General features: G+C 71.6%; 22 protein-coding genes and 2 pseudogenes. 4 read left to right on the forward strand and 20 right to left on the reverse strand.

The annotated features are described in order from the left end of the window. Positions 1–85 precede the first annotated feature (85 nt). Positions 86–787 carry a CBS domain-containing protein gene (locus AB0M27_RS22010; RefSeq protein WP_365723549.1) on the forward strand — a complete coding sequence of 234 codons (702 nt, stop codon included), beginning with the start codon at positions 86–88 and terminating at the stop codon, positions 785–787. A 38-nt stretch (positions 788–825) separates the two neighbouring features. After that, positions 826–1428: a hypothetical protein gene (locus tag AB0M27_RS22015; RefSeq protein ID WP_365723550.1), complete on the forward strand. Its 603-nt coding sequence runs from the start codon at positions 826–828 to the stop codon at positions 1426–1428. Positions 1429–1487: 59 nt separating this feature from the next. On the opposite strand, the gene AB0M27_RS22020 is transcribed toward AB0M27_RS22015, so the two are convergent. The 9 genes and pseudogenes from AB0M27_RS22020 to AB0M27_RS22060 form a co-directional block, all read right to left on the reverse strand. Then, a complete protein-coding gene (locus tag AB0M27_RS22020) occupies positions 1488–2141 on the reverse strand; it encodes a CBS domain-containing protein (protein ID WP_365723551.1) in 654 nt (217 codons plus the stop codon). Positions 2142–2165: 24 nt separating this feature from the next. After that, the gene (locus AB0M27_RS22025; RefSeq protein ID WP_365723552.1) at positions 2166–2624 is read right to left on the reverse strand and encodes a cyclic nucleotide-binding domain-containing protein; all 459 of its coding nucleotides are present in this window, start codon (positions 2622–2624) and stop codon (positions 2166–2168) included. 312 nt (positions 2625–2936) lie between these two features. Next, complete coding sequence (locus AB0M27_RS22030; RefSeq protein WP_365723553.1) at positions 2937–3452, reverse strand: DUF2231 domain-containing protein; 516 nt, start codon at positions 3450–3452, stop codon at positions 2937–2939. A 65-nt stretch (positions 3453–3517) separates the two neighbouring features. After that, positions 3518–4912 carry a D-inositol-3-phosphate glycosyltransferase gene (mshA, locus tag AB0M27_RS22035; RefSeq protein WP_365723554.1) on the reverse strand — a complete coding sequence of 465 codons (1395 nt, stop codon included), beginning with the start codon at positions 4910–4912 and terminating at the stop codon, positions 3518–3520. A 108-nt stretch (positions 4913–5020) separates the two neighbouring features. Next, positions 5021–6403 carry an L-serine ammonia-lyase gene (locus tag AB0M27_RS22040; RefSeq protein WP_365723555.1) on the reverse strand — a complete coding sequence of 461 codons (1383 nt, stop codon included), beginning with the start codon at positions 6401–6403 and terminating at the stop codon, positions 5021–5023. Between the two features lie 286 nt (positions 6404–6689). Further along, positions 6690–6779, reverse strand: coding sequence for a hypothetical protein (locus AB0M27_RS22045; RefSeq protein WP_365723638.1), 90 nt, complete (start codon positions 6777–6779; stop codon positions 6690–6692). Between the two features lie 46 nt (positions 6780–6825). Then, positions 6826–7023 (reverse strand): annotated as a pseudogene (locus tag AB0M27_RS22050) (glycine cleavage system protein H); the annotation flags it as partial. Then, a complete protein-coding gene (locus AB0M27_RS22055) occupies positions 7020–8201 on the reverse strand; it encodes an FAD-dependent oxidoreductase (protein WP_365723556.1) in 1182 nt (393 codons plus the stop codon). The gene AB0M27_RS22055 and the pseudogene AB0M27_RS22050, both read right to left, overlap by 4 nt. A gap of 200 nt (positions 8202–8401) precedes the next feature. Further along, positions 8402–9139: pseudogene (locus tag AB0M27_RS22060) on the reverse strand (SpoIIE family protein phosphatase); the annotation flags it as partial. 162 nt (positions 9140–9301) lie between these two features. Between AB0M27_RS22060 and purU the strand changes: the two are divergent. Then, complete coding sequence (purU, locus tag AB0M27_RS22065) at positions 9302–10174, forward strand: formyltetrahydrofolate deformylase (protein WP_365723557.1); 873 nt, start codon at positions 9302–9304, stop codon at positions 10172–10174. A gap of 124 nt (positions 10175–10298) precedes the next feature. Beyond that, positions 10299–11096, forward strand: a complete 798-nt coding sequence (locus AB0M27_RS22070; protein WP_365723558.1) for an IclR family transcriptional regulator — start codon at positions 10299–10301, stop codon at positions 11094–11096. Between the two features lie 119 nt (positions 11097–11215). Here the strand turns inward: AB0M27_RS22070 and folP are convergent, their stop codons facing one another. The 11 genes from folP to AB0M27_RS22125 form a co-directional block, all read right to left on the reverse strand. Beyond that, positions 11216–12055: a dihydropteroate synthase gene (gene folP / locus AB0M27_RS22075; RefSeq protein WP_365723639.1), complete on the reverse strand. Its 840-nt coding sequence runs from the start codon at positions 12053–12055 to the stop codon at positions 11216–11218. 214 nt (positions 12056–12269) lie between these two features. After that, positions 12270–12650, reverse strand: a complete 381-nt coding sequence (locus AB0M27_RS22080; protein WP_365723640.1) for a bifunctional 3-phenylpropionate/cinnamic acid dioxygenase ferredoxin subunit — start codon at positions 12648–12650, stop codon at positions 12270–12272. Between the two features lie 197 nt (positions 12651–12847). Next, positions 12848–13450 carry a sarcosine oxidase subunit gamma family protein gene (locus AB0M27_RS22085; RefSeq protein ID WP_365723559.1) on the reverse strand — a complete coding sequence of 201 codons (603 nt, stop codon included), beginning with the start codon at positions 13448–13450 and terminating at the stop codon, positions 12848–12850. After that, positions 13443–16733: a sarcosine oxidase subunit delta family protein gene (locus AB0M27_RS22090; RefSeq protein WP_365723560.1), complete on the reverse strand. Its 3291-nt coding sequence runs from the start codon at positions 16731–16733 to the stop codon at positions 13443–13445. The genes AB0M27_RS22085 and AB0M27_RS22090 overlap by 8 nt, the downstream gene beginning before the upstream one ends. Positions 16734–16744: 11 nt before the next feature. Then, on the reverse strand, positions 16745–17977 hold the full coding sequence (locus AB0M27_RS22095; protein ID WP_365723561.1) for a sarcosine oxidase subunit beta family protein: 1233 nt from the start codon (positions 17975–17977) through the stop codon (positions 16745–16747). Further along, on the reverse strand, positions 17974–19257 hold the full coding sequence (gene glyA / locus AB0M27_RS22100; protein WP_365723562.1) for a serine hydroxymethyltransferase: 1284 nt from the start codon (positions 19255–19257) through the stop codon (positions 17974–17976). Before glyA ends, AB0M27_RS22095 begins: the two co-directional genes overlap by 4 nt. Continuing rightward, on the reverse strand, positions 19254–20114 hold the full coding sequence (locus AB0M27_RS22105; protein WP_365723563.1) for a bifunctional methylenetetrahydrofolate dehydrogenase/methenyltetrahydrofolate cyclohydrolase: 861 nt from the start codon (positions 20112–20114) through the stop codon (positions 19254–19256). Before AB0M27_RS22105 ends, glyA begins: the two co-directional genes overlap by 4 nt. Before the next feature lie 22 nt (positions 20115–20136). After that, complete coding sequence (locus tag AB0M27_RS22110) at positions 20137–22575, reverse strand: FAD-dependent oxidoreductase (protein WP_365723564.1); 2439 nt, start codon at positions 22573–22575, stop codon at positions 20137–20139. A gap of 205 nt (positions 22576–22780) precedes the next feature. Further along, complete coding sequence (locus AB0M27_RS22115; protein WP_365723565.1) at positions 22781–23746, reverse strand: ABC transporter substrate-binding protein; 966 nt, start codon at positions 23744–23746, stop codon at positions 22781–22783. A 13-nt stretch (positions 23747–23759) separates the two neighbouring features. Continuing rightward, positions 23760–25733 carry an ABC transporter permease subunit gene (locus tag AB0M27_RS22120; RefSeq protein ID WP_365723566.1) on the reverse strand — a complete coding sequence of 658 codons (1974 nt, stop codon included), beginning with the start codon at positions 25731–25733 and terminating at the stop codon, positions 23760–23762. After that, entirely contained in the window at positions 25733–26824 is a 1092-nt protein-coding gene (locus tag AB0M27_RS22125) for a glycine betaine/L-proline ABC transporter ATP-binding protein (RefSeq protein WP_365723567.1), read from the reverse strand. The genes AB0M27_RS22120 and AB0M27_RS22125 overlap by 1 nt, the downstream gene beginning before the upstream one ends. Positions 26825–26833: the final 9 nt, after the last annotated feature.

A 26833-nucleotide genomic window follows, 5' to 3' on the forward strand; every position in this document is an offset into this window, starting at 1 on the left:
GGACCACTCGGCCCATGTCCCGAACGGATCCGCCGCCGCAGCCTGAAAGTGTCCGACGACGGCACCCACGCCTCTGGAGGACGCCATGAACGGCACTCCGGCCCTCGTGAACGACGTGATGACGCACCGGGTCGTCGCCCTGCGCGCTGGGGCGGCCTTCAAGGACATCGTGAAGGTCATGCGCGAGTGGCAGGTCAGCGCCCTGCCGGTGCTGGACGACGCCGGCCGTGTCGTCGGCGTGGTCTCCGAGGGCGATCTGCTCGCCAAGGAGGAGTACCAGGACGGTGGCATCGGCCGGTACGGACAGGTTCGGTACCCCGCCGACGTCCGTAAGGCGGACGCCGTGACCGCGGCCGAGCTGATGACCTCCCCGGCCGTCACCGTGGCACCCGACGCCACGCCGGCGCACGCCGCGCGCCTCATGGCCCGCGCCAGGGTCAAGCGGCTGCCGGTCGTCGGCCGTGACGGCAGACTCCGTGGCATCGTCAGCCGCTCCGACCTGCTGAAGGTGTTTCTGCGGGACGACGAGGACATCGCCGAGGAGGTCCGGCGCGAGGTCGTCGTACGCCTCTTCGGCCCGCGCGCGCCGACCGTCCGGGTGGAGGTGCGCGACGGTGTCGTCACGCTGGCCGGCGGGGTCCGTGAGACGGCTCTGATTCCGCTCGCGACGCGGCTCGCACGGGCCGTGGCGGGTGTGGTGGACGTGCGGTGCGCACTGGCCGGGCCGCCCCGCCGTCCGGCCCTCGACCCCGATCTCCCCGAGGCCCACAGGGCGCACACGCCCTGACGGACGGCGTCGGGCGCACCACACCGGAGGCGGTGACGATGATGCGGAGACCTCCCACGACGGCCACCCGGGTACGACTCTGGCGCTGGCGCCGCAATCCGCTCAGGCGGCGCAGCGACGTCGTCGAGGGCTGCATCGTGCTCGTCGCCTGGCTGCTCGCCCTGGTCGGCGGAGCCCTCGCGGGCATCGTGGCGGCCCAGGTCACCGACTCGGCGTTCGCGACGCGGGCGGCCCGGGTGCATGCCGTCACCGCCGTGCTCGCCGCCGACGCGACGAAGACCCCGGTCGGCGTCGGCGGATACGACGACGGCCGGGTGTGGGCCACGGTGCGCTGGACGGACCCGGACGGCTCCGTGCACACGGGACGGGCACATATCTTTCCGGGAGCCCCGGCGGGCACCCCGGTGATCGTGTGGGCGGATCGCGCCGGCCATCTGGTGTCGGCACCCGTCACCGGTACGGTGGCGACGCTGCAGGCGGCCCTGACGGGCGCCCTCGTCGCCGTACCGACCGGTGCCGCGGTCTGGACCGTGGGCTGGGTGGTCCGCTGCCGGCTCGTGCGGCGGCGCATGGCCGAATGGGACGAGGAGTGGCGGCAGATCGGGCCACGGTGGGGGAACCTGAACGGCGGGCGTGGCTGAACGCGCCCAGCTGATGCGGCCGTTGACCGACGGCCACATCTCTCACTCGTCCTCGTCACTCACTCGGCGCCTGCAGTGGTGAGCCGGCAGTCCACGCCTACGACACCCTCCACGGCGCGCGCCATGCGTGCGGCGAGCGGAATCCGCGCGCCGTCCTGGACCCGCCCGGTCAGGGTCACGACGCCTTCGGTGACCATGACGTGCACCGGTTCGACCGGGGCCGGGAAGAGCGGGTCGACGACATCGCGCCGGATCTCGCCGGCCAGGTCGTTGTCCGTCCGAAGGAACACCTTCAGCAGGTCCCCGCGGCTGACCACGCCTTCCAGGACGCCCTCTGCGTTCACGACGGGCAGCCGCTTGACATGCCGCAGCGCCATGATGCGTGCGGCCTCGGCCAGCGTGGCGTCGGCGTGCACGGTGACGGCCGGGGTGCTCATCAGCTCGTCGGCGCACACGGCCCCCGCCTTGGCGAGGTCCGGCAGCCGGCGCAGCTGGGTGAACCGGTCCGGATCGCTGTCCCGGAACGCCTCCTTGGGCAGCAGATCGGCCTCGGAGACCACGCCGATCACCCGGCCGTCGCCCTCCAGCACGGGCAGGGCACTGACCTGCCACTGCTCCATGCGCTCGACGACGTCCTTGAACAGAGCCTTGCGGCCCACGGCGACGACGGCTCGCGTCATCACGTCACTCACCCGGTGCGGGCTGCTGTCCATGGCGTTCTCCTCACCGGAGCGGGGTCAGGTCAGACCACCGCTGCCGTAGGGGGCGTAGAGGTCGAGCAACCGGACCCGGGAGGCATGCAGCCGCTGGGCGACCACGCGCCCGACCCAGACGGCGATCGCCCGGCCGAACTCGGGGTCCGCGGTGCACGTCGCCCACACGGCCCCGGCGTCGAACTCCCAGGCACGCACCGGGCTCAGGGCCTCGGCGCCCAGGTGCCACACGTACGGCGGGAAGTGCCAGGACCAGCCGACCAGTTCGCCGTACCCGAGAGTCTCTATGACGGCGGGCCGGCGGCCCGGAATGTGCAGGTCGAGGGCGATGGTGCCGGTGCGCACGATCCAGAACCGGTCGGCGCGCCGGCCCTCCTCGAACAGACGGGACCCGGCCTCGAAGGAGACCTCATGCGCCAGGCGCATCAGCCGTTCGCGGTAGACGGGCTCAAGAGCCGCACTCATGGTGGTGGTGGAGGTCATCGCCGCGACTCCCTTCGTGGCTTCTGCTCCCAGCGTGCGCGCGCCCGGCCGAGGCCGCCACGGGCCACTCGGGCCGGGCCTGGGGTCCTTCGGCCCCGAGCCGGACGCCCAGCGGGAGGCCGTCCACAGCGGGGCCACCGCCTGCGCCGCCTTCCACTGGTGCACGGCGAGCCGACGCGGCCGCCGCGCTCCGGAAAGGGACCGGATGGACCGGGCCGCTACCCGGGCCGCCCCAGCCATGCCCGGAAACCATCCGGCCCCACCGGAGGCAAGACCTCTCGGCGGGGCCGGGCTGAGCGGGTGGGCACCGGATCAGTCGTCGTGGCCCTTCGACCCCGTCGCCGTCTTCGAGTAGGCGTCGTGCCAGGCGGCTTTCGCTCCGGAGTCGCCGATCCGGTAGACGTCCACGACCGCTCCCACCGCGACGGCCAGCGAGAGCACGCCGACGACGATCCGTACCGGCAGGCCGGACCAGCGCATGCCGCCATCCTGGCCGGGCTCCGCAGGAGCGCGCCGCCCCGCCCACCACACGACCGCCGCCAGCACGAACAGGCCCAAGGCCCACGGCAGCAGTCCGTCGCCCAGCTCGGTGTGCCGGCGTACCAGGGCGTCATCGCCCACGTGCCGTTCGAGCCACTCGCCGGCCTGCGTGGTCAACGGCACGCTGGCCAGAGCGACGAAGGCGAGCACCGGGAGCAGGACGCCCAGCCGGCGGGCGGCGCGCGGCCAGAGCGCGGCCGTCACCAGGGCGAGTGCGGTGAGGGGTATCAGCACGACGACCACATGGACGAGCAGGACATGGGCGGGCAGACCGTTGATCAGAGTCATCCAGGGGCTCCTGAGGGGGGATGTGGGCGCGCGCCAGCCTGGCACAGCCACCTCTGAGTTGGCTCTCAGCCTCTTGAGCCACAGGAAGTCCGATCCCTCACGCGCGGCTCAGCCGGTGGTCGGTGATGACGGCGTTCGTGGAGCGCCGCCGCGTACACGTCCGCCGTCGTCGCTGCGGCCGTGTCCCAGCCGAAGCGACGGGCGTACCGGGCGGCGGCCGCGCCCATCCGGGCGGAGAGTGACGGGTCGTCGGCGAAGGCGCACAGCGCCCGCGCGTAGTCCACGGGATCGTGGCCGCGTACGAGAACGCCGCTCACGCCGTTTCTCACCGCCACCGGCAGACCGCCCACCTCGGCGGCGATCACCGGCGTGCCGCAGGCCTGTGCCTCGACGGCGACGAGGCCGAAGGACTCGCTGTAGGACGGCATGACCAGAACGGACGCCGCCCGGTACCAGTCGCCGAGCCGATCCTGGCCGACCGGCGGGCGGAACAGGACGACGTCGGAGATGCCGAGCCCGGCCGCGAGCTTCTGCAGTCCTTCCGGCTTGGCCAGACCGCTGCCGCTCGGCCCGCCCACCACGGGCACCCTGATCCGCTCGCGTAGCCGCGGCCGGTCCGCGAGCAGCCTGGCCACCGAGCGCAGCAGGATGTCGGGCGCCTTCAGCGGTTGTACACGGCCCGCGAAGAGAGGGATCAGGGCGTCCTGCGGGAGGCCGAGGCGGGCCCGGGCCGCGGCCCGGCCGGCCGCGATACCGGCCGTGTCGGGCCGGAACCGCTCCAGGTTGACGCCCGGGTGGACGACGGCGACCCGGCCGGTGTCGGCGTCGTAGTGGCGCACGAGCTCCTCCGCCTCCCTCTCGGTGTTCGCTATCAACCGGTCGGCCGCCCGTACGACTTGTGTCTCGCCGGTCACGCGGTGCGCGGGCTCGGGGGTGTCTCCCTCGGCGAGGGAGGCGTTCTTGACCTTGGCCATGGTGTGCATGGCGTGCACCAGCGGGACGCCCCAGCGTTCGGCGGCGAGGCGGCCGACGTGGCCGGAGAGCCAGTAGTGCGAGTGGAGCAGGTCGTAGTGACCGGGGCGGTGGTCGGCCCAGGCCTGCGTCACGCCGTGCGTGAAGGCGCAGAGTTGAGCGGGCAGGTCCTCCTTGGCCAGCCCCTCGTAGGGTCCGGCGGTGACGTGCCGTACCAGGACTCCGGGTGCCAGTTCGACGCTGGGCGGGAGTGCGGCGGAGGTGGCCCGCGTGAAGATCTCCACCTCGATGCCGATGGCGGCGAGGCGCCTGGCGAGCTCGACGATGTAGACGTTCATCCCGCCGGCGTCGCCGGTGCCCGGCTGGTGCAGCGGTGAAGTGTGCACGCTGAGCATCGCGACGCGCCGGGGGCGGCTGCGGGCGCCGGACGACCGCGGCCCGGGCAGGTCGATGCGCGGCACACTTCCTCCCTCGATGACCCGTCCCATCGCCTCACTCCCGGTTCCGTAGCTCCTGGTTGCCGAACTCGTGACGTCCCGGGGCGTCAGCCGGGTGCTCCGCGCGGATCGGACTCCGACCGCGCGAGAAGGCCTCCTTCAGCACTCGATGACGTTGACGGCGAGTCCGCCGCGGGCGGTCTCCTTGTACTTGACCTTCATGTCGGCGCCGGTCTCCTTCATGGTCTTGATGACCTTGTCGAGGGAGACGTGGTGGCGGCCGTCGCCACGCAGGGCCATCCGGGCGGCGGTCACGGCCTTGACCGCGGCCATGCCGTTGCGCTCGATGCAGGGGATCTGGACCAGGCCGCCGACCGGGTCGCAGGTCAGGCCGAGGTTGTGCTCCATGCCGATCTCGGCGGCGTTCTCCACTTGTTCCGGGCTGCCGCCCAGCACCTCGGCGAGGCCGCCCGCGGCCATCGAGCAGGCGGAGCCGACCTCGCCCTGGCAGCCGACCTCGGCGCCGGAGATGGAGGCGTTCTCCTTGAAGAGCATGCCGATGGCGCCGGCGGCGAGGAGGAAGCGGACGATGCCGTCCTCGTCGGCGCCGGGGACGAAGTTCAGGTAGTAGTGCAGGACCGCCGGGATGATGCCGGCCGCGCCGTTCGTCGGGGCGGTCACCACCCGGCCGCCGGCGGCGTTCTCCTCGTTCACCGCCATGGCGTAGAGCGTCACCCACTCCATCGCCCGGCTCGCCGGGTCGCCCTCGCTGCGCAGCGCCCGGGCCGCCGCCGCGGCCCGCCGGCGGACCTTCAGGCCGCCGGGGAGGATGCCCTCGCGGGACAGGCCGCGGCAGACGCAGCCTTCCATCACCCGCCAGATCTCCAGCAGACCCGCGCGGATCTCGTCCTCGCCGCGCCAGGCCTTCTCGTTCTCCAGCATCAGCGCGGAGATGGACAGACCCGTGTCGCGGGCGAGTCGGAGCAGTTCGTCGCCGGTGCGGAACGGATGGGCCAATTCGGTGTCGTCGGGCTTGATCCGGTCCGCCCCTACGGCGTCCTCGTCGACCACGAAACCGCCGCCGACCGAGTAGTACGTCTTCTCCAGCAGCGGCAGGCCGTCGGCGTCGTACGCGAACAGGGTCATGCCGTTGGCGTGGTACGGCAGTGCGCGCCGGCGGTGCAGGATCAGCTGGGTCGAGGCGTCGAAGTCGATCTCGTGGGCGGAGCCGATCTCGGCACCGAGGAGGCGGATACGCCCGGTGCTGCGGATCCGCTCCACGTCCAGGTCGGCCCGGGTGACGTCGACCGTGTGCGGTTCGTTGCCCTCCAGGCCGAGCAGGACGGCCTTGGGGGTGCCGTGGCCGTGGCCGGTGGCGCCGAGGGAGCCGAAGAGTTCCGTTCGTACCGCGGCGGTCTGGGCCAGTACGCCGTCCTTCTTCAGGCGGGCGGCGAACAGGGCGGCGGCGCGCATCGGGCCGACGGTGTGCGAGCTGGACGGGCCGATGCCGATGGAGAACAGGTCGAAGACGCTGATTGCCACGCCATACTCCGTGGGGTGGGCGGGGTGCGCCGGGCATGTCCCGGACGCCCCGGTGGGAGGGTTGTCGGTTACCGGCCTGGGGAGAGCGGGTGCTTCGCGGCGCGGGCGGCGGCGCGGGCCGTCAGGGCCTCGGTGTCGCGCTGCGGCGGCCGGGGCAGCCCTCGGCGAATGTGTCGCAGGGTCATCGGCACTCTCCTCGGGAGTGGGCGCAGTGGGCGGCGTACGCGTCGGCGGACAGCGCGCCGGCGATGTTCTCCACCCGCAGCCTGAACAGCCAACCGCCGCTTTAGGGCGAGGAGTTGACGACTGCGGGATCGTCGGCCAGCGCGGGGTTGACTTCCAGGACCCGGCCGGTGGTGGGGGCGTACCAAGGCACCCGCGCCGGTCGACGAGGTGACCTCCCCGCAGATCTCCCCGGCCTCGACCCAGGTGCCGACGTCGGGCAGCCGGAGGTGGACGACCTCGCCGAGGACCTCGGCGGCGAACGCCGTGATGCCGACAGTGGCGTTGCCCTCGTCCACGACGAGCCACTCGAGGTCCCAGGTGTACCTCAGGTGCCGCGGAATCCTCATGACGGTCTCCCGGTCGGGCTGGTGGGGGAGTTGACGCGCGGGGGTCATGAGGTGACGGGCACGGAGGCGGGAGCGAGGGAGCGACGGAGCCGGTTGAACAGCTTCGGCTGGTTCAGGGAGAGCACCGCGACCGGCGTGTCCTCGCGACGGTAGACGGCAGTGAAGGAACGGCTGTTCAGGTCTCCGTCGACGACCTGGGGCTCGGCGCCGGGAGCGACGTGTCCGGCGAGCTGGATGCGCACCTGGTACTGGTCGGACCAGAAGTACGGCGCGGCGACCGGGGCAGGGGCCGACACACCCGAGAGCAGCGTGCGGGCGGCGGTCCTCGCCTGCTCCGTCGCGTTGCTCCAGTGCTCGATGCGGGCGTGCCGCCCGGTGAAGGGGTTGGGGCAGCGAGCGACGTCTCCGACGGCGACCACGCCCGGGACGCTGGTGGCGCAGCCGGCGTCGCACACCACCCCGTCGTCCACGTGTACGCCGGAACCGGCGAGCCAGTCGGTGGCGGGCCGTACGCCCACCCCGACCACGACGATGTCGGCGGGCAGCACGCGCCCGTCCGTCAGCCGTACGCCGGTCACACGGCCGTTGCCGGTGAGTCCCGCCACACCGGTTCCGCACAGCAGGCCGACCCCGTGATCACTGTGGAGCGAGGAGCACACCAGCCCCATCTCGCGGCCCAGTTGGCGTTCCAGCGGCACGTTCAGAGCTTCGACGACGGTGACGTGCAGACCGAGCCGGTGGGCGGTGGAGGCCACCTCGGCGCCGATGAAGCCGGCGCCGATGACGACGACTCGGGGCAGGCCGTTCAACAGCTCGGTGCGCAGGGCCTGGGCGTCGTCCAGGGTGCGCAGGGTGTGGACGCCGGCCAGTCCGTCCGCGCCGGGGAGCGTCCGGGGAGCGGCGCCGGTGGCGACGACGACGCCTTCGGTGCGCACATGCCGCCCTCCGGCCAGAGTGAGGGTCCGGGCGGCGGGATCGAGCGCCACCGCGCGCTCGCCGAGCAGCCACTGCACGTCCAGGTCCGCGTATTCGTCCGCGTCGCCGAGCGCGAGCGCGTCGGCTTCGAGGTCGCCCTTGAGGAAGTCCTTGGACAGCGGCGGACGGTCGTAGGGGGCGTGCCGCTCCTCGCCGACGACGACGATCTCGCCGTCGTAGCCCTCTGCGCGCAGCGCGCGGACCGTGCTCAGGCCGGCCAGCGACGCGCCGACGACGGTGATGCTCCTCATGCGGGCCCCCGGGAAACGTGTCTCGAATGGCACAACGACCATCGCTATACGCAACATGCTTTCCGTCGCTTCGGACCACTGTCAAGGGGACGGGATGCGCCAGTCCCCTACGGCGATGAAAATTGCGCAATGCGCAACAGACGGGAAGCAGGCGAGGGCCCGATGTCAGAGGGCGGACTCGTCCCACTGGTCCAGCAGGGCGGCAGCCCGGCGCAGAGGCCGAGCGGCGGTGAGACAGGAACGTCGGGGAACGTGACCGTGCCGTCCGGGCTGACGAGGGCGGGTCCGGGATGACCGGCCCGGGCGAGGAAGCAGCGGCCGGAGACGGAATCGTAGACCGCGAACAGGCAGGTGGCACCGGTGATGCCGGCGCCCTCGCCCTCGGCGGTCTCGGTCTCGTCGATCTGCGCGACCAGTTCGTCCAGGTGGCTCAGGAGTCCGTCGGGAGGCAGATCGAGGGCACAGAAATTGTGGACCACGGTGCGCAGGCGGCCCATGGTCGCGGCGGCGTGCAGTCCGTAGCCGACGACATCGCCGACGACGAGCGCGACCCGGGTCCCGGGCAGGGGGATGACGTCGAACCAGTCCCCGCTCACCTTCGCCCGGGCGGGGAGGTAGCGGTAGGCCACGTCCAGGGCCGACTGCTCGGGCAGGGCACGGGGCAGCAGGCTGCGCTGCAGGGCGGCCGCCATGGTGTGCTCACGGGTGTAGCGGCGGGCGTTGTCGATCGCGACCGCCGCCCGGGCCGCCAGTTCCTCGGCGACGGCAAGATCCTCCTCGGTGAAGACATCCTGTTCCGAGCGCCAGAAGTCGGCCGCTCCCAACGCGATGCCGCGGGCCTGCAGCGGCACGCTGACCAGCGAGCGGATACCGAAGTCCAGCATGCGCCGCGCCCGCTCGGGATCCTGCGTCCGCCAGCTTCGCGTCGCACGCAGATCGCACGGTGACGTCCGTCCAGCCGCGCGGTCAGTTCACGCTCGTTGCGCATGGCGCATCTTCTCGCGCCTTTGAGGACAAGCCTCTTGACCGGTCGCCGTTCGCACCGGACGATGTTGCGTATCACTCTCATGGTTGCGTATTACGCATTAATGGAGGATGTCATGCTCCCCAGCCCGCAGCCCGGCCGCGAGTTCGTCCTCACCCTCTCGTGCCCCGACCGGGCCGGCCTCGTCCACGCCGTCACCAGCTTTCTCGTGAGCCACTCAGGCAACATCCTGGAGAGCCAGCAGTTCGACGACCGTCTGCAGGACCGCTTCTTCATGCGGGTGCACTTCGAGGTCTCGCATCCGGCCACGCCCCTGGAGCAGCTGCGCACCGACTTCGGCCCGGTCGCCGAGGCCTACCGGATCACCTGGCAGCTGCACGACGCCTCGACCCCGACCCGCACGCTGATCATGGTGTCGAAGTTCGGCCACTGCCTGAACGACCTGCTCTTCCGCCAGTCCACGGGCTCGCTCAACATCGAGATCCCGGCGATCGTCTCCAACCACCGCGACTTCGAGCCGCTGGCCCGCAACTACGGCATCCCCTTCCACCACATCCCGGTGACCCGGGAGACCAAGGCCGAGGCCGAGGCCCGGCTGCTGGAGCTCGTCGGCGAGCTCGGCATCGACCTGGTGGTGCTCGCCCGCTACATGCAGATCCTCTCCGACGACCTGTGCAAGCGGCTCGACGGCCGGGCCATCAACATCCACCACTCCTTCCTGCCGAGCTTCAAGGGCGCCCGCCCGTACGAGCAGGCGCACCAGCGCGGAGTCAAGCTCGTCGGAGCCACGGCGCACTACGTCACCCCCGACCTCGACGAGGGCCCGATCATCGAGCAGGACGTCGTCCGCGTGAATCACTCCCACGCCCCGGACCAGCTGGTCGCCATGGGCCGCGACGTCGAGGCCCGGGTCCTGTCGCGCGCCGTGCAGTGGCACAGCGAGAGCCGAGTGCTGGTCAACGGCAACTGCACGGTCGTCTTCCGCTGACACCGCCGTTGGCGCGGCCCGCGAGAACCACCGGCGACGACGGCTCCCCTGCCCGAGGAGCCGTCGTATACCCTCCCTCTGCGAGCCTCGGGGCCCAGCGGCCGACCAAGCGTATAGTTGCGCTATGAGCAACTACACCGCAGATGGCGAAACTGCAGCTCCGGCGGTGAGCGGGGTGCAGTCCGTCGACCGCGCCGTCAGCGTCCTGGAGATCCTCGCCCAGCGCGGGGAGGCGGGGGTCAGCGAGGTCGCCGCCGAGATCGACGTCCACAAGTCGACCGCGTTCCGGCTGCTCGGGGCGCTGGAGGCGCGCGGTCTGGTCGAGCAGGCGACCGAGCGCGGAAAGTACCGGCTCGGCTTCGGGATCGTGCGCCTGGCCGGCGCGGTCACGGGGCGCCTCGACATCACTCAGCAGGGCCGGGAGGTGTGCGAGCGGCTCAGCGAGGAGATCGGCGAGACCGTCAACATCGCCGTCCTGCAGGAGCACTACGCCGTCAACCTCTACCAGGTGCGCGGCCCGGGCGCCGTCGGCACCCACAACTGGGTCGGCCAGCTCACCCCGGTGCACGCCACGTCCAGCGGCAAGATCCTGCTCGCGCATCTCCCGGCGAAGGAGCGCGCCGAGGTGCTCGCGGCCTCCGGGCTGCGGAAGCTCACGCCGCGCACCCTGACCGCGAGGGCGAAGCTGGAGAAGAACCTCACCGAGGCGCGGGAACGCGGATACGCGGTGACCCTGGAGGAGCTCGAGATCGGACTGCACGCCATGGCGGCCCCGATCCGCTCGCACCACGGCGAGGTCGTCGCCGCCCTCAGCGCCTCCGGTCCCGCGTACCGCTTCACCGAGCAGCGCATGCACGAGCTGGCACCCCTGCTGCTCAAGGGCGCGCAGGAGATCAGCCACCGGATGGGGTACGTGGGCTGAGTCCCGCTCAGGTCCGATCCGCGGCACGGGCGTCACGCCGCTTGGGGCGTAGGACGCGTTCCGGCCGCACGACGACACTGCGGCCGTGCCGCGCTGGTCGGCATGCGGAGGAACTGCTGTCACGCGCCCACGTGTTGCAGGTGCAGCGGCGCCGTGGCCGCCGACTCGACGCCCCAGCGGGCCGTCACCCGTACCGCGTCGAGGGTGGAGCCCACGTCGTGCACCCGCAGGCACCAGACGCCCTGCGCGGCCGCGAGGACGGACACCGCGGTGGTCGCGGCGTCCCGCAACGACGCCGGGCGCGGTCGGCCCGTCGTCGGATCGGCCAGCACCTGCCCCAGGAACGACTTGCGCGACGCGCCCACGAGGACGGGACGGCCCAGCGCGCGCACCTCCCCCAGCCGGGCCAGCAGCTCCCAGTTGTGCCCGGCCGTCTTGGCGAAGCCCAGCCCCGGGTCGACGATCAGGCGGCCGGGCGGGACTCCCGCCTCCACCGCGGCGTCGATCCGCAGCCGCAGCTCGTCGACCACGTCGGTGACGACGTCGTCGTAGCGGGCGTTCGCCTGCATGCCGGCGGAGTGGCCGCGCCAGTGCATCAGCACGTACGGCGCGTCCGCCCGGGCCATCAGCGGCAGCATCGCCGGGTCGGCGAGCCCGCCCGAGACGTCGTTGACCATCCGGGCACCGGCGTCAAGGGCGCGGGCGGCCACCTCGGCCCGCATGGTGTCGACGCTGACGGTCGCGCCCGCCGCGGCGAGTTCCCGGACGACGGGCAGGACGCGCCGCAGCTCCTCCTCGGCCGGCGGGCGCGCCGCGCCGGGGCGGGTCGACTCGCCGCCCACGTCCACGATGTCGGCTCCCTGTTCCAGCAGGGCGAGTCCGTGCGCGACGGCAGCGTCCGGGGCGAACGACCGCCCGCCGTCGGAGAAGGAGTCCGGCGTCACGTTCACGACGCCCATGACCAGCGTCCGGCCGGGCTGCGGCAGCCCGTACGGATGAACTTCCGGCGCGCCAGGGCGGGTTGAGGTGGAGTAGGCCCCGGCGGCGGTCACGGGGACCCCGTCCTCCTCGCCGCCGGCTCGGGTGCGACGAGCCGTCCGCCGTGGCCCTGGACGCGCGGCGTGCGGGCGGCCGGCGACCCGGCGTGCGCGGCGCCGACGACCGCCAGGGTCCTCACGCGCCGCCTCCGGTGACCGCGACGCCTCCGAGCCGGGCGGCGGCGCAGGAGGGCGGGAGGTTCGGCGGGGCGTCGGAGAACTTGACGTAGATCATGCCGTCCTCGACGAGGACCTGGTGGGTGCGCACGGGGAGCCGGGCCGGCGGCGCGTCCACACCGCCGGTGCGCAGGTCGAACTTCGAAGCGTGCAGCGGGCATTCGACCTCGCACCCCTCCAGCCAGCCGTCGGCCAGCGAGGCGTCCTGGTGGGTGCAGGTGTCGTCGATCGCGTAGACCTCACCGTCCTCGGTGTGGAACACGGCGACGGGCGGGTCGTTCTCCAGCCGGAACGCCTCGCCTCGGGGCAGATCGGCGAGAGGGCACACGGGAATCATCAGGACCACCTCGGTGCGTATTACGAAACTTAACGCGCTGAGCGCAACGTCAGTCTGGGGTCGGCCCCCACCGTTGTCAAGAAGTCGCCAGGGCATTCACGGGAGTTCGCCGCCCGGCCGCCACTGGAACGGCGGTGCCGGGCCGACCGTCCGGGTCGGCCCGGCACCGCCGGGTCATCTCCGCCGCCCTGCCGGGCAGGTCATCTGTGTTCGACGGCCGCGTCCAGCAGCCAGTCCGCCAGGTAGCCGGCGAAGGAGGAGCGCACCAGGACCCAGAAACCGGCCCTGGGTTCGTCGCGGGCCACCAGGACGACCTGGGTGCGGGCCAGCGTCGCCTGGGCGCAGCGGCCGGGGCCGAAGGCACGCGGGTGCAGGTCCAGCGAGCAGCCGTGGGCCAGCAGGTCGCGCGCGCGGGGGCCGCCGACCAGGAGGGTGGTGCGCTGGGCTGAGACGTCGGTGACGGAGAGGGGTTCGTCCCCGGCCGCCGAGCGGATCCGGCTCTCCAGGTCCCGCTCGGTGCCGCGCAGGCCCACCAAGAGCCATTCGTCGGGGCCGAGCCACATCGCGGTCACGTCTCCCGCGTGCACGACGGTGTTGGGTTCCAGGGGCAGTTGGAGCCCGAGGGCCAGTCCGACGGCTTCCGCGGCCGGGCTCTTGGCGTCGAGGCGGACGTTCACCTGGGCCAGGAAGGGGAGTTCGGCCAGCCGGATCGCGCCCCGGGAGGAGCGCGTCGCGGCGGCCAGGCGGTGGACGGCGTCGCCCAGGGGGCTGCGCTGCCGTGCGGTCAGGGCGGTGTCAGCCATCGCGGCGGGCTCCCTCGGGGTCGTAGAGGACGGGGCTTGCGACGGTCACCGGGACCAGCCGGTCGCCGACGGGTGCGAAGAGACGGTCACCGATGCGGTCCCGGCCGCCCTTGATCAGGGCGAGCGCGAAGGTCCGGCCGAGTGCCGCGCTGCGGTAGCTGGAGGTGACATGACCGAGCATCGGCACCGGTGGGGCGGGCAGTTCGCGGTCGTCGACCAGGTGTGTGCCCTCCGGGAGGAAGGCGGCCGGGTCTTCGGGAAGGAGCCCGACGAGGTGCTTGCGGTCGGGGCGGACGGTGTCTGTGCGGGCGTAGGAGCGCTTGCCGATGAAGTCGGGCTTCTTCTTGGACACCGCCCAGCCCATGCCGAGGTCCTGCGGGGTGACCGTGCCGTCGGTGTCCTGGCCGACGATCGGGTAGCCCTTCTCGGCACGCAGCACGTGCATGGTCTCGGTGCCGTACGGGGTGATGCCGTACGGGGCGCCGGCCTCGTACAGCGCCTCCCAGAGGGCGAGGGCGTCCCACGGCGACACGTTGATCTCGTAGGCGAGTTCGCCGGAGAAGCTGATCCGGCACACGCGCGCGTCGATGCCGGCGACGGTCGTCTCCCGCCACGCCATGAACGGGAAGTCGTCGTTGCCGACGGCCAGTTGGGGCGCGAGCGAGCCGAGGACCTGGCGGGACTCCGGGCCGACCAGGGCCACCGTGGCCCACTGCTCGGTGACCGAGGTGCAGTGGACCCGCAGTTCGGGCCACTCGGTCTGCAGCCACTCCTCCATCCAGTCCAGGACGGCCGCCGCGTTACCGGTCGTGGTGGTGACCAGGAACCGGTCCTGGGCGAGCCGGATGACCGTGCCGTCGTCGAAGACCATGCCGTCCGGGCGGCACATCACGCCGTAGCGGATCATGCCGACCTTCAGGGTGCTCATCATGTTGGTGTAGAGCCGGTCGAGGAAGAGCGCCGCGTCCGGGCCCTGCACGTCGATCTTGCCGAGGGTCGAGGCGTCCATGAAGGCCACGCCCTCGCGGGCGGCATGGCACTCGCGCAGCACGGCGGTCTCCATGTCCTCGCCGTCCTGCGGGTAGTACCAGGGCCGCTTCCACTGGCCGACGTTCTCGAACAGCGCCCCGTGCGCCACATGCCACGCGTGCAGGGCCGTCGTACGGACCGGGTCGCTCAGCGCGCCGCGGTCGCGCCCCGCGAGAGCGGCGAAGGAGACCGGGGTGTACGGCGGCCGGAAGGTCGGCAGGCCGAGCGCCGAGATGTCCACGCCGAGGAGTTCGGCGACCACTCCGCTCGCCAGGACGCCGGCCGTCCTGCCCTGGTCGCCCCCGGTTCCGGCGGTGGTGTAGCGCTTGGTGTGCTCCACCGAGCGCAGACCCGCCCCCGTCGCCCGCGCCAGGTCGTCGACCGTGACGTCACGCTGGAGGTCGACGAACCGGGGGGCGCCGGCGTCGGTGGGGATGGTGAAGACCTGCATGGGCGGGGTGTACGGCCGTGCGGCCGCGGCCGGGAGGGCGGGCGCCTCGGCGGTGTAGCCCTCCGCCTCGACCGCACGGACGCCGGCCGCCGCGCCCTGCGCGAGGACCGTGGCCAGGTCGAAGGCGCCGTTCGCGCTGCCCGCGACCGCCACCGCCTGACGGCCGTGGTCGGGCACGAACGTGCCGAGCACGTCGTCGTGGCGGAGCTTGCCGCCGGCCTGGCTGAACAGGTGCGCCACCGGGTTCCAGCCGCCGGAGACCAGGAGCAGGTCGGCGGCGAAGTCCCGCTGCCCGGTGGTCTCCCGCTGTCCGGCGGTCTCCCCGTACGGGGCGACCGCCACGGCGGTGAGCCGGTCCGTGCCCTGAGTGCCGGTGACCGCGTGCCCGGCGAGCACCTCGATCCCGGCCGACCGGGCACGCCCGGCCCACTCCCCCGGCTCGGGCCGGGTGTCGACGATCGCGGCGATGTCCACGCCCGCCGCCGCCAGGTCGAGCGCGGCGGCGTAGGCGCTGTCGTTGGTGGTGAACACGACCGCGTGCCGGCCGGGCAGCACGCCGTACCGGTGGAGGTACGTCCGGGCCGAGGCGGCCAGCATCACGCCGGGCCGGTCGTTGTCGCCGAACGCCAGCGAACGCTCGTGGGCTCCGGTGGCGAGTACGACGTGGCGGGCGCGGATCCGCCAGACACGCTCGCGGGAGACGTTCGCCGGGGCCTGGGCGCCGAGGTGGTTGGTGCGGCGCTCGACGGCGAGGAGGTGGTTGTCGTCGTAGTGGCCGAAGACGGTGGTGCGGCGCAGGACGCGTACCTCGGGCGCCGCTTCGAGCCGCGCGCGCGTCGCCTCGACCCAGTCGAGGTGCTCGCCGGTGCCGAGCAGGCTGCCGCCGATTTCCGGCTGGTCGTCGGCGAGGATGACGCGGGCGCCGGTGCTCGCCGCCGCCGCTGCCGCCGCGAGGCCGGCCGGGCCCGCGCCGACGATCAGCAGGTCGCAGTGGGCGTGTACGGCGTCGTAGCGGGCGGGGTCCGGTTCGGTGGCGAGGCGTCCCTGGCCCGGGAGGCTGCTCGCGACCAGGCCCTCGTACAGCTCGACGGTCGTGGCGGGGAGCATCGGCTCGGGGAAGGGTGCCTCGATCTGGACGACCGCGTTGGGTTCCTCCACTCCGGCCGAGAAGATGCCTCGCGGGCGGCCGAACTTGATGCTGGTGCCGGCCTGGATGACGCCGTTGGCGAGGAGGGCGGAGGCCAGGGTGTCGCCCCGGTGTCCCTGGTACTCGTTGCCGTCGAAGGTGAAGGTGAGGGGTGTGTCGCGGTCGATTCGGCCGCCGGCGGGGGTGCGGAGTGTTTCGCCCCCGCCGCCCCTACCCGCCCCGTCCTCCAGGGGCTCCGCCCCTTCGACCCCACCAGGGGGCTCCGCCCCCTGGACCCCCGCCGGCCCTGAACGGGCCTTGTCCTCGAACTCCCCCAGAGGGGGTACCCCCGGACGGGCTGACGGTGCCGACCGTGGCTGAGATGTGACCGCAGGTCGCTCCACCGTCTCCGGACGCGACTCCCCCACCTTGTACACGGCGAGGATCTCGTTCGTCGCCGTGTCCCGCACCGCGTTGAACCACTTGCGGCAGCCCGCCGCATGGCTCCACCGCTCGGCGAACGGGCCCTTGGGGTTGTCGCGGAAGAACAGGTACCGCGCCCACTCCTCGTCGGTGAGGGCGGCGGGGTCCTCGGGGTAGGGCACGTGGGCCTGGCCACCGTAGTGGAACTCGGCCTCGTCACGGGGCCCGCACCACGGGCAGGGGATGAGCAGCATGGTTCGGCTCCCTAGTGGGCCACCGCGGCCGCGCCGTGCTCGTCGACGAGCGCGCCGGTGGTGAAACGGTCGAGCGAGAAGGGGGCGTTCAGGGCGTGCGGGGTGTCGTGGGCGATGGTGTGGGCGTAGACCCAGCCGACGCCCGGGGTGGCCTTGAAACCGCCTGTCCCCCAGCCGCAGTTGAGGTAGAGGTTGCCGACCGGGCTGAGGCCGACGATGGGCGAGGCGTCCGGGCTGACGTCGACGATGCCGCCCCAGGTCCGCAGCACATGGGCGCGGGCGAAGACCGGGAAGAGCTCCAGGGCCGCCGACATCTGCTCTTCGATGATGTGGAACGCGCCGCGCTGGGTGTAGGAGTTGTAGGCGTCGATGCCCGCGCCCATCACCAGTTCACCCTTGTGCGCCTGGCTGACGTACACGTGGACGGCGTTGGACATCACCACGGTCGGGTGCACCGGCTCCAGCAGTTCGGAGACGAGTGCCTGCAACGGGTGGCTCTGGACGGGCAGTTCGATGCCCGCCATGGCGGCGAGGACCGAGGTGTGACCGGCCGAGCACAGGGCCACCTTGCCGGCGGCGATCGGGCCGAGCGTGGTCTGTACGCCGACCACCCGGCCGCCGACCACGTCCAGTCCGGTGACCTCGCAGTTCTGGATGATGTCGATGCCGGCGGCGTCCGCGGAGCGGGCGAAGCCCCAGGCCACGTAGTCGTGCTTGGCGATGCCGGCACGCGGCTGGTAGGTGCCGCCGAGGACCGGGTAGCGCACGTCGGGTGAGGTGTTGACGATCGGGCAGACCTCTTTGACCTGCTCGGCGTCGAGCCATTCGGCGTCGACGCCGTTGAGCCGGTTGGCCTCGACCCGGCGGACGCTGTCGCGGACGTCCTGCAGGCTGTGGGCGAGGTTCAGCACACCGCGCTGGGAGAAGAGGATCGGGTAGTCGAGCTCCTCCTCCAGCCCCTCCCACAGCTTGAGTGCGTGCTCGTAGATACCCGCGCTCTCGTCCCACAGGTAGTTGGAGCGGATGATCGTGGTGTTGCGGGCCATGTTGCCGCCGGCGAGCCAGCCCTTCTCCAGGACCGCGACGTTGGTGATGCCGTGGTTCTTCGCCAGATAGTGGGCGGTGGCCAGGCCGTGGCCGCCGCCGCCCACGATCACCACGTCGTACGACCGCTTGGGCTCGGGGGTGCGCCAGAGCCGGTCCGGGTGGTCGGGCAGGTCGGCGCCGGGGGTGCGGGGGCTCATCGGGCGTCTCCGTCGTGCGAGAGGTGCGGGTAGAGCGGGTGCCTGGCGGCCAGCGCCTCGGTGCGGGCGCGCAGCGCGGCCACCTCCGGCTCGGGCTGGAGGGCCAGCGCGATCACGTCGGCGACTTCGGCGAAGTCCGCCTCGGTGAAGCCCCGGGTGGCGAGCGCCGGGGTGCCGATACGCAGGCCGGAGGTGACCATGGGCGGGCGCGGGTCGAAGGGGACGGCGTTTCGGTTGACGGTGATGCCGATCTGGTGCAGCAGGTCTTCGGCCCGCTTGCCGTCGAGTGCGGAGTCCCGCAGGTCGACGAGGACGAGGTGGACGTCCGTGCCGCCCGTCAGCACCTTCACTCCGGCCGCGGCCGCGTCGGGCCGGGTGAGGCGTTCGGCGAGGATGCGGGCGCCGGCCAGGGTGCGGGCCTGGCGTTCGGCGAACTCGGGCGACGCCGCGACCTTGAAGGAGACCGCCTTGGCCGCGATGACGTGCTCCAGCGGGCCGCCCTGCATGCCCGGGAAGACCGCCGAGTTGATCTTCTTGGCGAGGTCGGCGTCGTTGGTGAGGATCACCCCGCCGCGGGGACCGCCGAGCGTCTTGTGCGTGGTGGTGGTGACCACGTGCGCGTGCGGGACGGGGCTCGGGTGCAGCCCGGCGGCGACCAGGCCCGCGAAGTGCGCCATGTCGACCATGAGGAGGGCACCGACCTCGTCGGCGATACGGCGGAAGGCCGCGAAGTCCAGCTGCCTGGGGTACGCCGACCAGCCCGCAATGATCATCTTGGGGCGGTGCTCCTTGGCGAGCCGCTCCACCTCGTCCATGTCGACGAGGTTGTCCGCCTCGGAGACGTGGTACGGCACGGCGCCAAGCATCTTGCCGCTGTAGTTGATGCGCATGCCGTGGGTGAGGTGGCCGCCGTGCGCGAGGTCCAGGCCGAGGACGGTGTCGCCGGGCTGGAGCAGGGCGAAGAACACGGCGGTGTTCGCCTGGGCGCCCGAGTGCGGCTGGACGTTGGCGTAGCCGGCGCCGAACAGGGACTTGACGCGCTCGATCGCCAGCCGCTCGGTGACGTCGACGTGTTCGCAGCCGCCGTAGTAGCGGCGGCCGGGATAGCCCTCGGCGTACTTGTTGGTCGCGACCGAGCCCTGCGCCTCCATCACGGCGGTGGGCGCGAAGTTCTCGGAGGCGATCATCTCCAGGGTGGACTGCTGGCGGTGCAGCTCGGCGCGGAGGGCTTCGTGGACCTCGGGGTCCAGCTCCGCCAGGGGCGTGTTCAGCGCGTTCATACGGTGGTCGCGTTCCTCTCGGCGGCCTCGACGACGTTGGCGAGCAGCATGGCTCGGGTCATGGGTCCCACTCCCCCGGGCATCGGCGCGAGCCATCCGGCGACCTCGGCGGCCTCCGGGTGGACGTCGCCGACGAGCCCGTGCCCGGTGCGGGTGATGCCGACGTCCAGGACGGCCGCGCCGGGGCGCAGCATGTCCTTGGTGATCAGTCCGGGCGAGCCGGCAGCCGCGACGACGATGTCCGCCTCGCGTACGTGCCAGGCCAGGCCCTTGGTTCCGGTGTGGCACAGGGTGACGGTGGCGTTCTCGGACCTGCGGGTGAGCAGGAGTCCGATGGGCCGTCCGACCGTGATGCCCCGGCCGACGACGCACACCCGCGCTCCGGCGAGCGGGACGTCGTGGCGGCGGAGCAGTTCGACGATGCCGCGCGGGGTGCACGGCAGTGGTGCCTCTACACCGAGGACGAGCCGGCCGAGGTTGACCGGGTGCAGCCCGTCGGCGTCCTTGGCGGGGTCCATGCGCTCCAGGACGGCGTTGGCGTCCAGATGGCGCGGCAGCGGGAGCTGCACGATGTAGCCGGTGCAGGCCGGGTCGGCGTTGAGTTCGTCGATGACGTCCTCGACCTGCCGCCGGGTGGCGTCGGCGGGCAGCTCGCGGCGGAGGGAGGCGACGCCGACCTGCGCGCAGTCGCGGTGCTTGCCGGAGACGTAGGCGTGGCTGCCCGGGTCGTCGCCGACGAGTACGGTACCGAGGCCGGGCGGGCGGCCCGTCAGCGCGGTCAATTTGGCCACGCGTTCGGCGAGTTCACGACGGATGGCGGCGGCGGTCGCCCTGCCGTCAAGGAGTTGTGCGGTCACCGGCGGTTCTCCTTCCCCGCGGCTAGCCACGGAGGCGGGACATGGTCGGATCGAACAGGGGCTCCTCGGCCACCACCGCTTCCACGCGCTGGTCGAAGTAGCCGATGTGCACGGTCGTACCGGGCTGGGCCAGTTCCGCCGGGAGCCAGGCGTAGGCGATGCCCTTGCCGATGGTGTAGCCGTACGCGGCGCTGGTGACGTAGCCGACGGCACGGTCGCCGTCGTACACCGGCTCCTTGCCCATGACGACCGCCCGCGGGTCGTCGATGGTGAGGCAGCTCAGCCTGCGCCGTACGTCGGTCTTGCGCCGCTCCAACGCGGCCTTGCCGATGAAGTCGCCCTTGTCGAGCTTGACGGCGAAGCCGACGCCGGCCTCGTAGGGGTCGTGCTCGTAGGTCATGTCGGTACCGAAGGAGCGGTAACCCTTCTCCAGCCGGAGGCTGTTGAAGGCGCCCCGGCCGGCGATGATGCCGCCCAGCGGCTCGGCCGCCGCCCAGAGGGTGTCCCAGAGCTTCTGGCCCAGGTCGGCTGTGGTGTACAGCTCCCAGCCCAGTTCACCGACGTAACTCAGCCGCATCGCCGTCACCGGGACGCTGCCGATGTGGGCGCGCTTGGCGCGGAAGTACTTCAGGCCGTCGCCCGAGAAGTCCGCGTCGGTGAGCGGCTGCAGCACCTCGCGGGCCAGCGGGCCCCACAGGCCGATGCAGCAGGTGCCGGCGGTGATGTCGCGGACCTGGACCCTGCCGTCGGCGGGCAGATGGCGGGTGAACCAGTCGAGGTCCAGGTTGCCGTTGGCGCCGACCTGGAAGAGGTCGCGGGCGAGGCGGGCCACGGTGATGTCACTGCGGATGCCGCCGTCGTGGTCCAGGAGGAGCGTGTATGTGACCGAGCCGACGGACTTGGCGACCTTGCCGGTGACCAGGCCCTCCAGGAAATCGGCGGCTCCGGGGCCGCTGACCTCCAGGCGCTTGAGGGCTGTCATGTCGTACATCGCGACCCTCTCGCGGGTGACCTGGGCCTCGGCGCCGACGACGGGCGACCAGTAGCGGGCGGCCCAGTCGTTGGGGGTGGGGATCGAACGGCCCTCGACCAGTGCCGCGTTGGCCTCGTACCACTGGGGGCGCTCCCAGCCGTTCGCCTCCAGGAAGAACGCGCCGTGTTCCTGCTGGCGGACGTAGAAGGGGCTGGTGCGGATCGGGCGCGGCTTCCCGGCCGGCTGGAGGGGGTGGAGGATGTCGTAGACCTCGACGAAGTTCTGGCAGTCGCGGGCCAGGACGTACTCCGGGGAGAGCTGGTGCGGCTCGAAGCGGTTGACGTCGCACTCGTGCAGGTCGAAGGAGGAGCAGTAGCCGTCGACCAGCCACTCGGCGACGGCCCGGCCGACGCCCGCGGAGTGGGTGACCCACACGGCCTCGGCGACCCAGAAGCCCTTGACGTCCGGGGACTCGCCGAGCAGCGGGTAGCCGTCGGTGGTGAAGGAGAACAGGCCGTTGATGCCCTCCTCGACCTTGGCCTCCTTGGTCGCCGGGAGCAGGGACTGCGTCTCGGTCCAAGCGGGCTCGAAGTCCTCCTCGGTGAACTTCAGGACCGAGGGCATCTCCTCGGCCTCGGCCACGGAGAGGATGTCGTCGGCGGAGACCGGCATGGGGCGGTGGCCGTAGTAGCCGATGCCGAGGCCGTCGAAGCGGTCGCGGTAGTAGAGGTCGGCGTCCTGGTGGCGCAGGATCGGGCGGACCGCCTCCTCGGTCTGGCCGGCGAGGGCGGGGACCGGACCGGTCCAGGCGAGCTGGTGGGCGAGCGGGGTGAGCGGCAGGTTCATGCCGACCATGCGGGCGATCTTCGGGCCCCAGATACCGGCGCAGCACACGACGATGTCGGCGGGGATCTCGCCCTGGTCCGTCACCACGGCGGTGACGCGGCCCTCGTTCTGCTTGACGTCGAGGACTTCATGCCGGGCGAGGAAGCGCACGCCGCGCTCGGTGGCCCGGCGGATCTGCGCCTCGACGGCCAGGACGGCCTTGGCGAGGCCGTCGGTGGGGACCAGGAGGCCGCCGAGGACCTTGCCGCGGTCGACCAGCGGGTGCTTCTCCACGCACTCGTCCGGGGTCAGCAGGCGCGCCTCGATGCCCCAGGCGCTGATCCAGCCGTGGCGCCGCCGGAGCTCGGCGAGGCGCTCCGGGCTGGTCGCCACCTCGAGGCCGCCGACCTGGAGGAAGCAGGGCTTGCCGTCCACCTCGAGGGAGCAGAACTTCTCGACCGTGTACCGGGCCAGCTCCGTCATGGTCTTCGAGGCGTTCGTCTGGAAGACCAGGCCCGGGGCGTGCGAGCTGGAGCCCCCGGTGGCCGGGAGGGGGCCCTGGTCGACGACGGTCACCTCGGTCCAGCCGCGTGCGGAGATCTCGTCCGCCAGGGCGGCTCCCACGACGCCCGCTCCGATGATGACCACTCGGGGTCCCGCCATCGCCCAACCTCCGAACTTGAGACCGGTTCAGTTGCTTGTTGCGCAACGTGATTCAGGTTGCGCAACTCAATGTGCCTGTCGCCATGGAGGGTGTCAAGGGGTCGGTGACGTCGGAAAACGGCCCGGAACACGGCGATGCCCGGCGGGCGGTGCGCACAGGTGCACACCGCCCGCCGGGCGCCTTCAGCCGGCCTTTTCCGACGTGCTACTTCAGCCAGGCGTCGACCTTGTCGCGGTTCGCCTCGACCCACTTCTTGGCCGCCGCGTCGTCCGACATCTTGTCCACGGCGATGTACTTGGCCACGGTGTTCTGGTCGTCGTTCGTCCAGTGGAAGTTCTTCACCAGCTTGTACGCCGGGCCGCCCGACTTGGCGAACTGCGCACTGACGATCTTGTCCAGGTCGTAGACGGGATAATCGCAGGCCACCTTCGCCGCGTCGGCGTCGCAGCCCGTCGTGTACGTGGGCAGGTTGACCTTCACCAGCGGCACTTCCGACATGAACCACTGGGGTTCGTAGAAGTAGCCGATCACCCATTGCTTGTTCTTCTCGGCGGTCCGGTAGGCCTGGATGAGCGCGGTCTCGCTGCCCGCGTACACCACCTTGAAGTTCAGCTTCAGGTTCTTGACCAGGGCGGCGTCGTTGGTGACGTACGACGGGTCCCCGTCGAGCAGCTGGCCCTTGCCGCCCGACTCGGAGGTCTTGAATTTGTCGGCGTACTTGTCGAGGTTCTTCCAGTCGGTGATGTCCGGGTGGGCCTTGGCCAGCCACGGCGGCACGAACCAGCCGATGACACCCTTGTTGCCGGTCGAACCCGCCTCCACGGCGGTCTTCTGCTCGGTGATGTACTTCTTCTTCAGATCGTCGTGGCCCCAGTTCTCCAGGACGGCGTCGACCTCACCGGTCCCGAAGCCCTGCCAGGCGATCTCCTCCTTCAGGTCCTTCTTGTTGACCGTGCAGCCGAGGTCGTGCTGCGCCACGTACGCGACGACCGCCGCGTCCGCCTCGTAGCCGACCCACGGGTTGACGGCCAGGTTGAAGGCGCCGCACTTGCCGCCCGAGGACTTCGCGCCGGCGGAGGTGCTGTCGCCGACCTTCGCTCCCGAGCAGGCCGTGAGGGTGAGGCCGAGGACGGCCAGGCCGGCCGCTCCGGCTCGCCAGTGTCTTGCCATGGTGTCGTGCTCCTTATGCCCTGGTGCGTCGCGCCGCAGCCTGAGTGATCCGGTCGAACATGACTCCCAGCAGTACGATGGCGAGCCCTGCCGCCAGCCCCTTGCCGTACAGCTGTCCCTGCGAGAATCCGGCCACGACGTCGTAGCCGAGGGCGCCTGCCCCTACCAGGCCGCCCACCACAACCATCGACAGCACGTAGATCAGACCCTGGTTGGTCGCCAGGGTCAGGGCACTGCGTGCCATCGGCAGCTGGACCTTGGTGATGATCTGCCAGGTGTTGCACCCGGCGGAGGTGGCCGCCTCCACGGTGGACTCGGACACGTTCCGCACTCCGTCCGCGATGATCTTGATCGCGACGGGCGCCGCGTAGACGACGGCCGCGACGATCGCGGTGAACCGGGTGGCGCCGAAGAGGGCCAGGAACGGCACGAGATAGACGAACGGCGGCATGACCTGTGCGGCGTCCAGGCTGGGCCGCACGATCCGGTCCACCAGTTGACTGCGCCCCATCCACACACCGAAGACGACGCCGGACAGCATCACCAGCACCGTGGCCACGGCGGTCGAGGCGAGGGTCGTCATGCTGTCCGACCACAGGCCGGTGCCCACGAGCAGCCCGACGCACACGGCGGCTGTCGCCGCGGCGCGCCAGCCGCCGAGCACCGCGCCGAGCGCGACCAGGGTGATGCCGACGAGCCACCACGGGGAGTCCGTGAGCAGCGTCTGGAACGGGTTCAGCAGACCGTTGGTGATGACGTCCCGGACACCGTTGGTCAGTCCCGAGAGGTGGTCCTGCAGCCAGGTGGTCGTCGTGTCGGCCGCGCTCGCGATGTGGCTGCCGGTGCTGCCGTTGCCGGGGAACTCGGCCGCCCAGACGTAGGTGTGGGACAGATAGACCAGGACGGCGGCCGCGATCCCGCCCGCCACCAGCAGCGGACGGCGCCATTTGAGGAAGGGCCCGCCCGTGCGGCGGGCCTCGGTGCGTGCGGCCGCCGCGGTCGTGACCCGGTCGAGCACGATGGCCATGACGACGATGGCCAGACCGGCGTTGAAGGCCGTACCGACGTCGAGCGACTGCAGGGCCTGTACGACGGTCTTGCCGAGGCCGGGCGCGTCGATCAGGGCGGCGATGGTCACCATGGCCAGGGCGGCCATGATGGTCTGGTTGACCCCCATGACCACGGTCCGCTTCGACATCGGCAGCAGCACTTTCAGCAGTTGCTGCGACCGTGTGGTGCCGAGCGAGTCGGCCGCCTCGACGGTGGTCTCGGGCACGGAGCGGATGGCGTGCGCGGTGATGCGGATGGCGGGCGGTGCCGCGTAGATCACCGTGGTGATCACGGCGGAGGCCCCGCCGATGAGGAAGATCAGGGTCAGCGGGGCGAGGTAGACGAAGGTCGGCATCGTCTGCATGAAGTCCAGGAAGGGCGTCATGATCCGGTTGAACCGGTCCGAGAGACCAGCCCACACGCCGAGTGGGATGCCGATGAGCAGGGCCACGAGGACGGCCGACAGGGTCAGCGCCAGCGTGTCCATGCTCTCCTGCCACAGACCCTGCAGCCCGAAGAAGGTGAAGCCCGCGACCGCCAGCAGCGCGACCCGCCAGTTGCCCACGGCCCAGGAGACATAGCCGGTGAGCCCGACGACGCCCAGCCAGCCGATCTGCGGGACCGGGCGGGTGCCGGTGGGCTGGGAGATCAGGGACTGGACGAAGGTCACCAGATTGTCGATGGCCAGCCGGATCTCGTTGAAGAAGTACAGGAAGAGCGGGTTGGAGTTGCGGTTGGCCCCGATGCTGTCGTTGAGGTCGTTCAGCCGGCGGTGCAGACCGGTGAGGTCGGCCGCCGCGAGGGTCAGCGTCTGCCGGCCGCGCAGCACGGCGAAGAGCACCAGCCAGGCGAGCAGGATCGCCGCCACCACCATGGGGCGGCTGACCTTCTTGCGCATCGTCGCGACCGGTGCGGTCGCATCGGCGGCGACGGCCATCACGCACCGCCTTCCTGTCCGGCGACGACGGAGAGGATCTCCTCGTCGCCGACGATGCCGAGCAGCTTGCCGTTCTCGACGACCTTGACCGGCCTGTGGGCGGCCAGCACGGTACGAGTGGCCTCGCGCACCACGACGTCCGGCCCCAACTCGGGACCGTCGAGGGTGTCTTCGGGTTCGGCGGGCCGCATGATCCAGCGCAGGGTGAGGACATCCCCGCGCGGCACGTCCTTGACGAAGTCGCGTACGTAGTCGTCGGCGGGGGCGCCGACCAGTTCGTCGCCGCTGCCGCACTGGACCGTCTTGCCGTCGCGCATGATCAGGATGCGGTCGCCGAGCTTCAGGGCCTCGGAGAGGTCGTGGGTGATGAACACCATGGTCTTGCCGACCTCGTGGTGCAGACGGATGACCTCGCTCTGCATGTCACGGCGGATCAGCGGGTCGAGCGCGGAGAACGGCTCGTCGAAGAAGAGGACGTCGGGGTCGCCGGCGAGGGCGCGGGCGAGACCGACACGCTGCTGCATACCGCCGGAGAGCTGGTCGGGGTAGGAGTTCTCGTAGCCGGCCAGGCCCACCAGTTCGACGACCTCCAGGGCCTTCTTGGTGCGCTCGGCCCTGCCCATGCCGCGGATCTCCAGGCCGAACGCCACGTTGTCGACGACCCTGCGGTGCGGCAGCAGACCGAAGTGCTGGAAGACCATGGAGAACTTGCTGCGCCGCAGTTCGCGCAGCCGGCGGGCGTCGGCGCCCCGGATGTCCTCGCCCTCGAAGACGACCTCTCCGGCGGTGGGTTCGATCAGCCGGGTCAGACATCGCACCAGGGTGGACTTGCCGGAGCCGGACAGGCCCATGACGACGAAGACCTCGCCCGGCGACACCTCGAAGTCGACGTCACGTACGGCGGCGGTGCACCCGGTGCGGTCCATGAGCTCGCGGCGGGTGAGTCCGCACAACTCCTCGGAACCCGGCACCTCGTCGGCCTTCGGCCCGAACACCTTCCACAGCCGGCGCACGGAGATGACCGGGGTGCGGTCCTTGGGATCCTGGGACGTGTCGCGCGGCTGCGACACCTCGGTCTGTGCTGGGGTCATGATCGACCT

It is taken from the genome of Streptomyces sp. NPDC052107 (genome assembly GCF_040680215.1).
Lineage (GTDB): Bacteria > Actinomycetota > Actinomycetes > Streptomycetales > Streptomycetaceae > Streptomyces.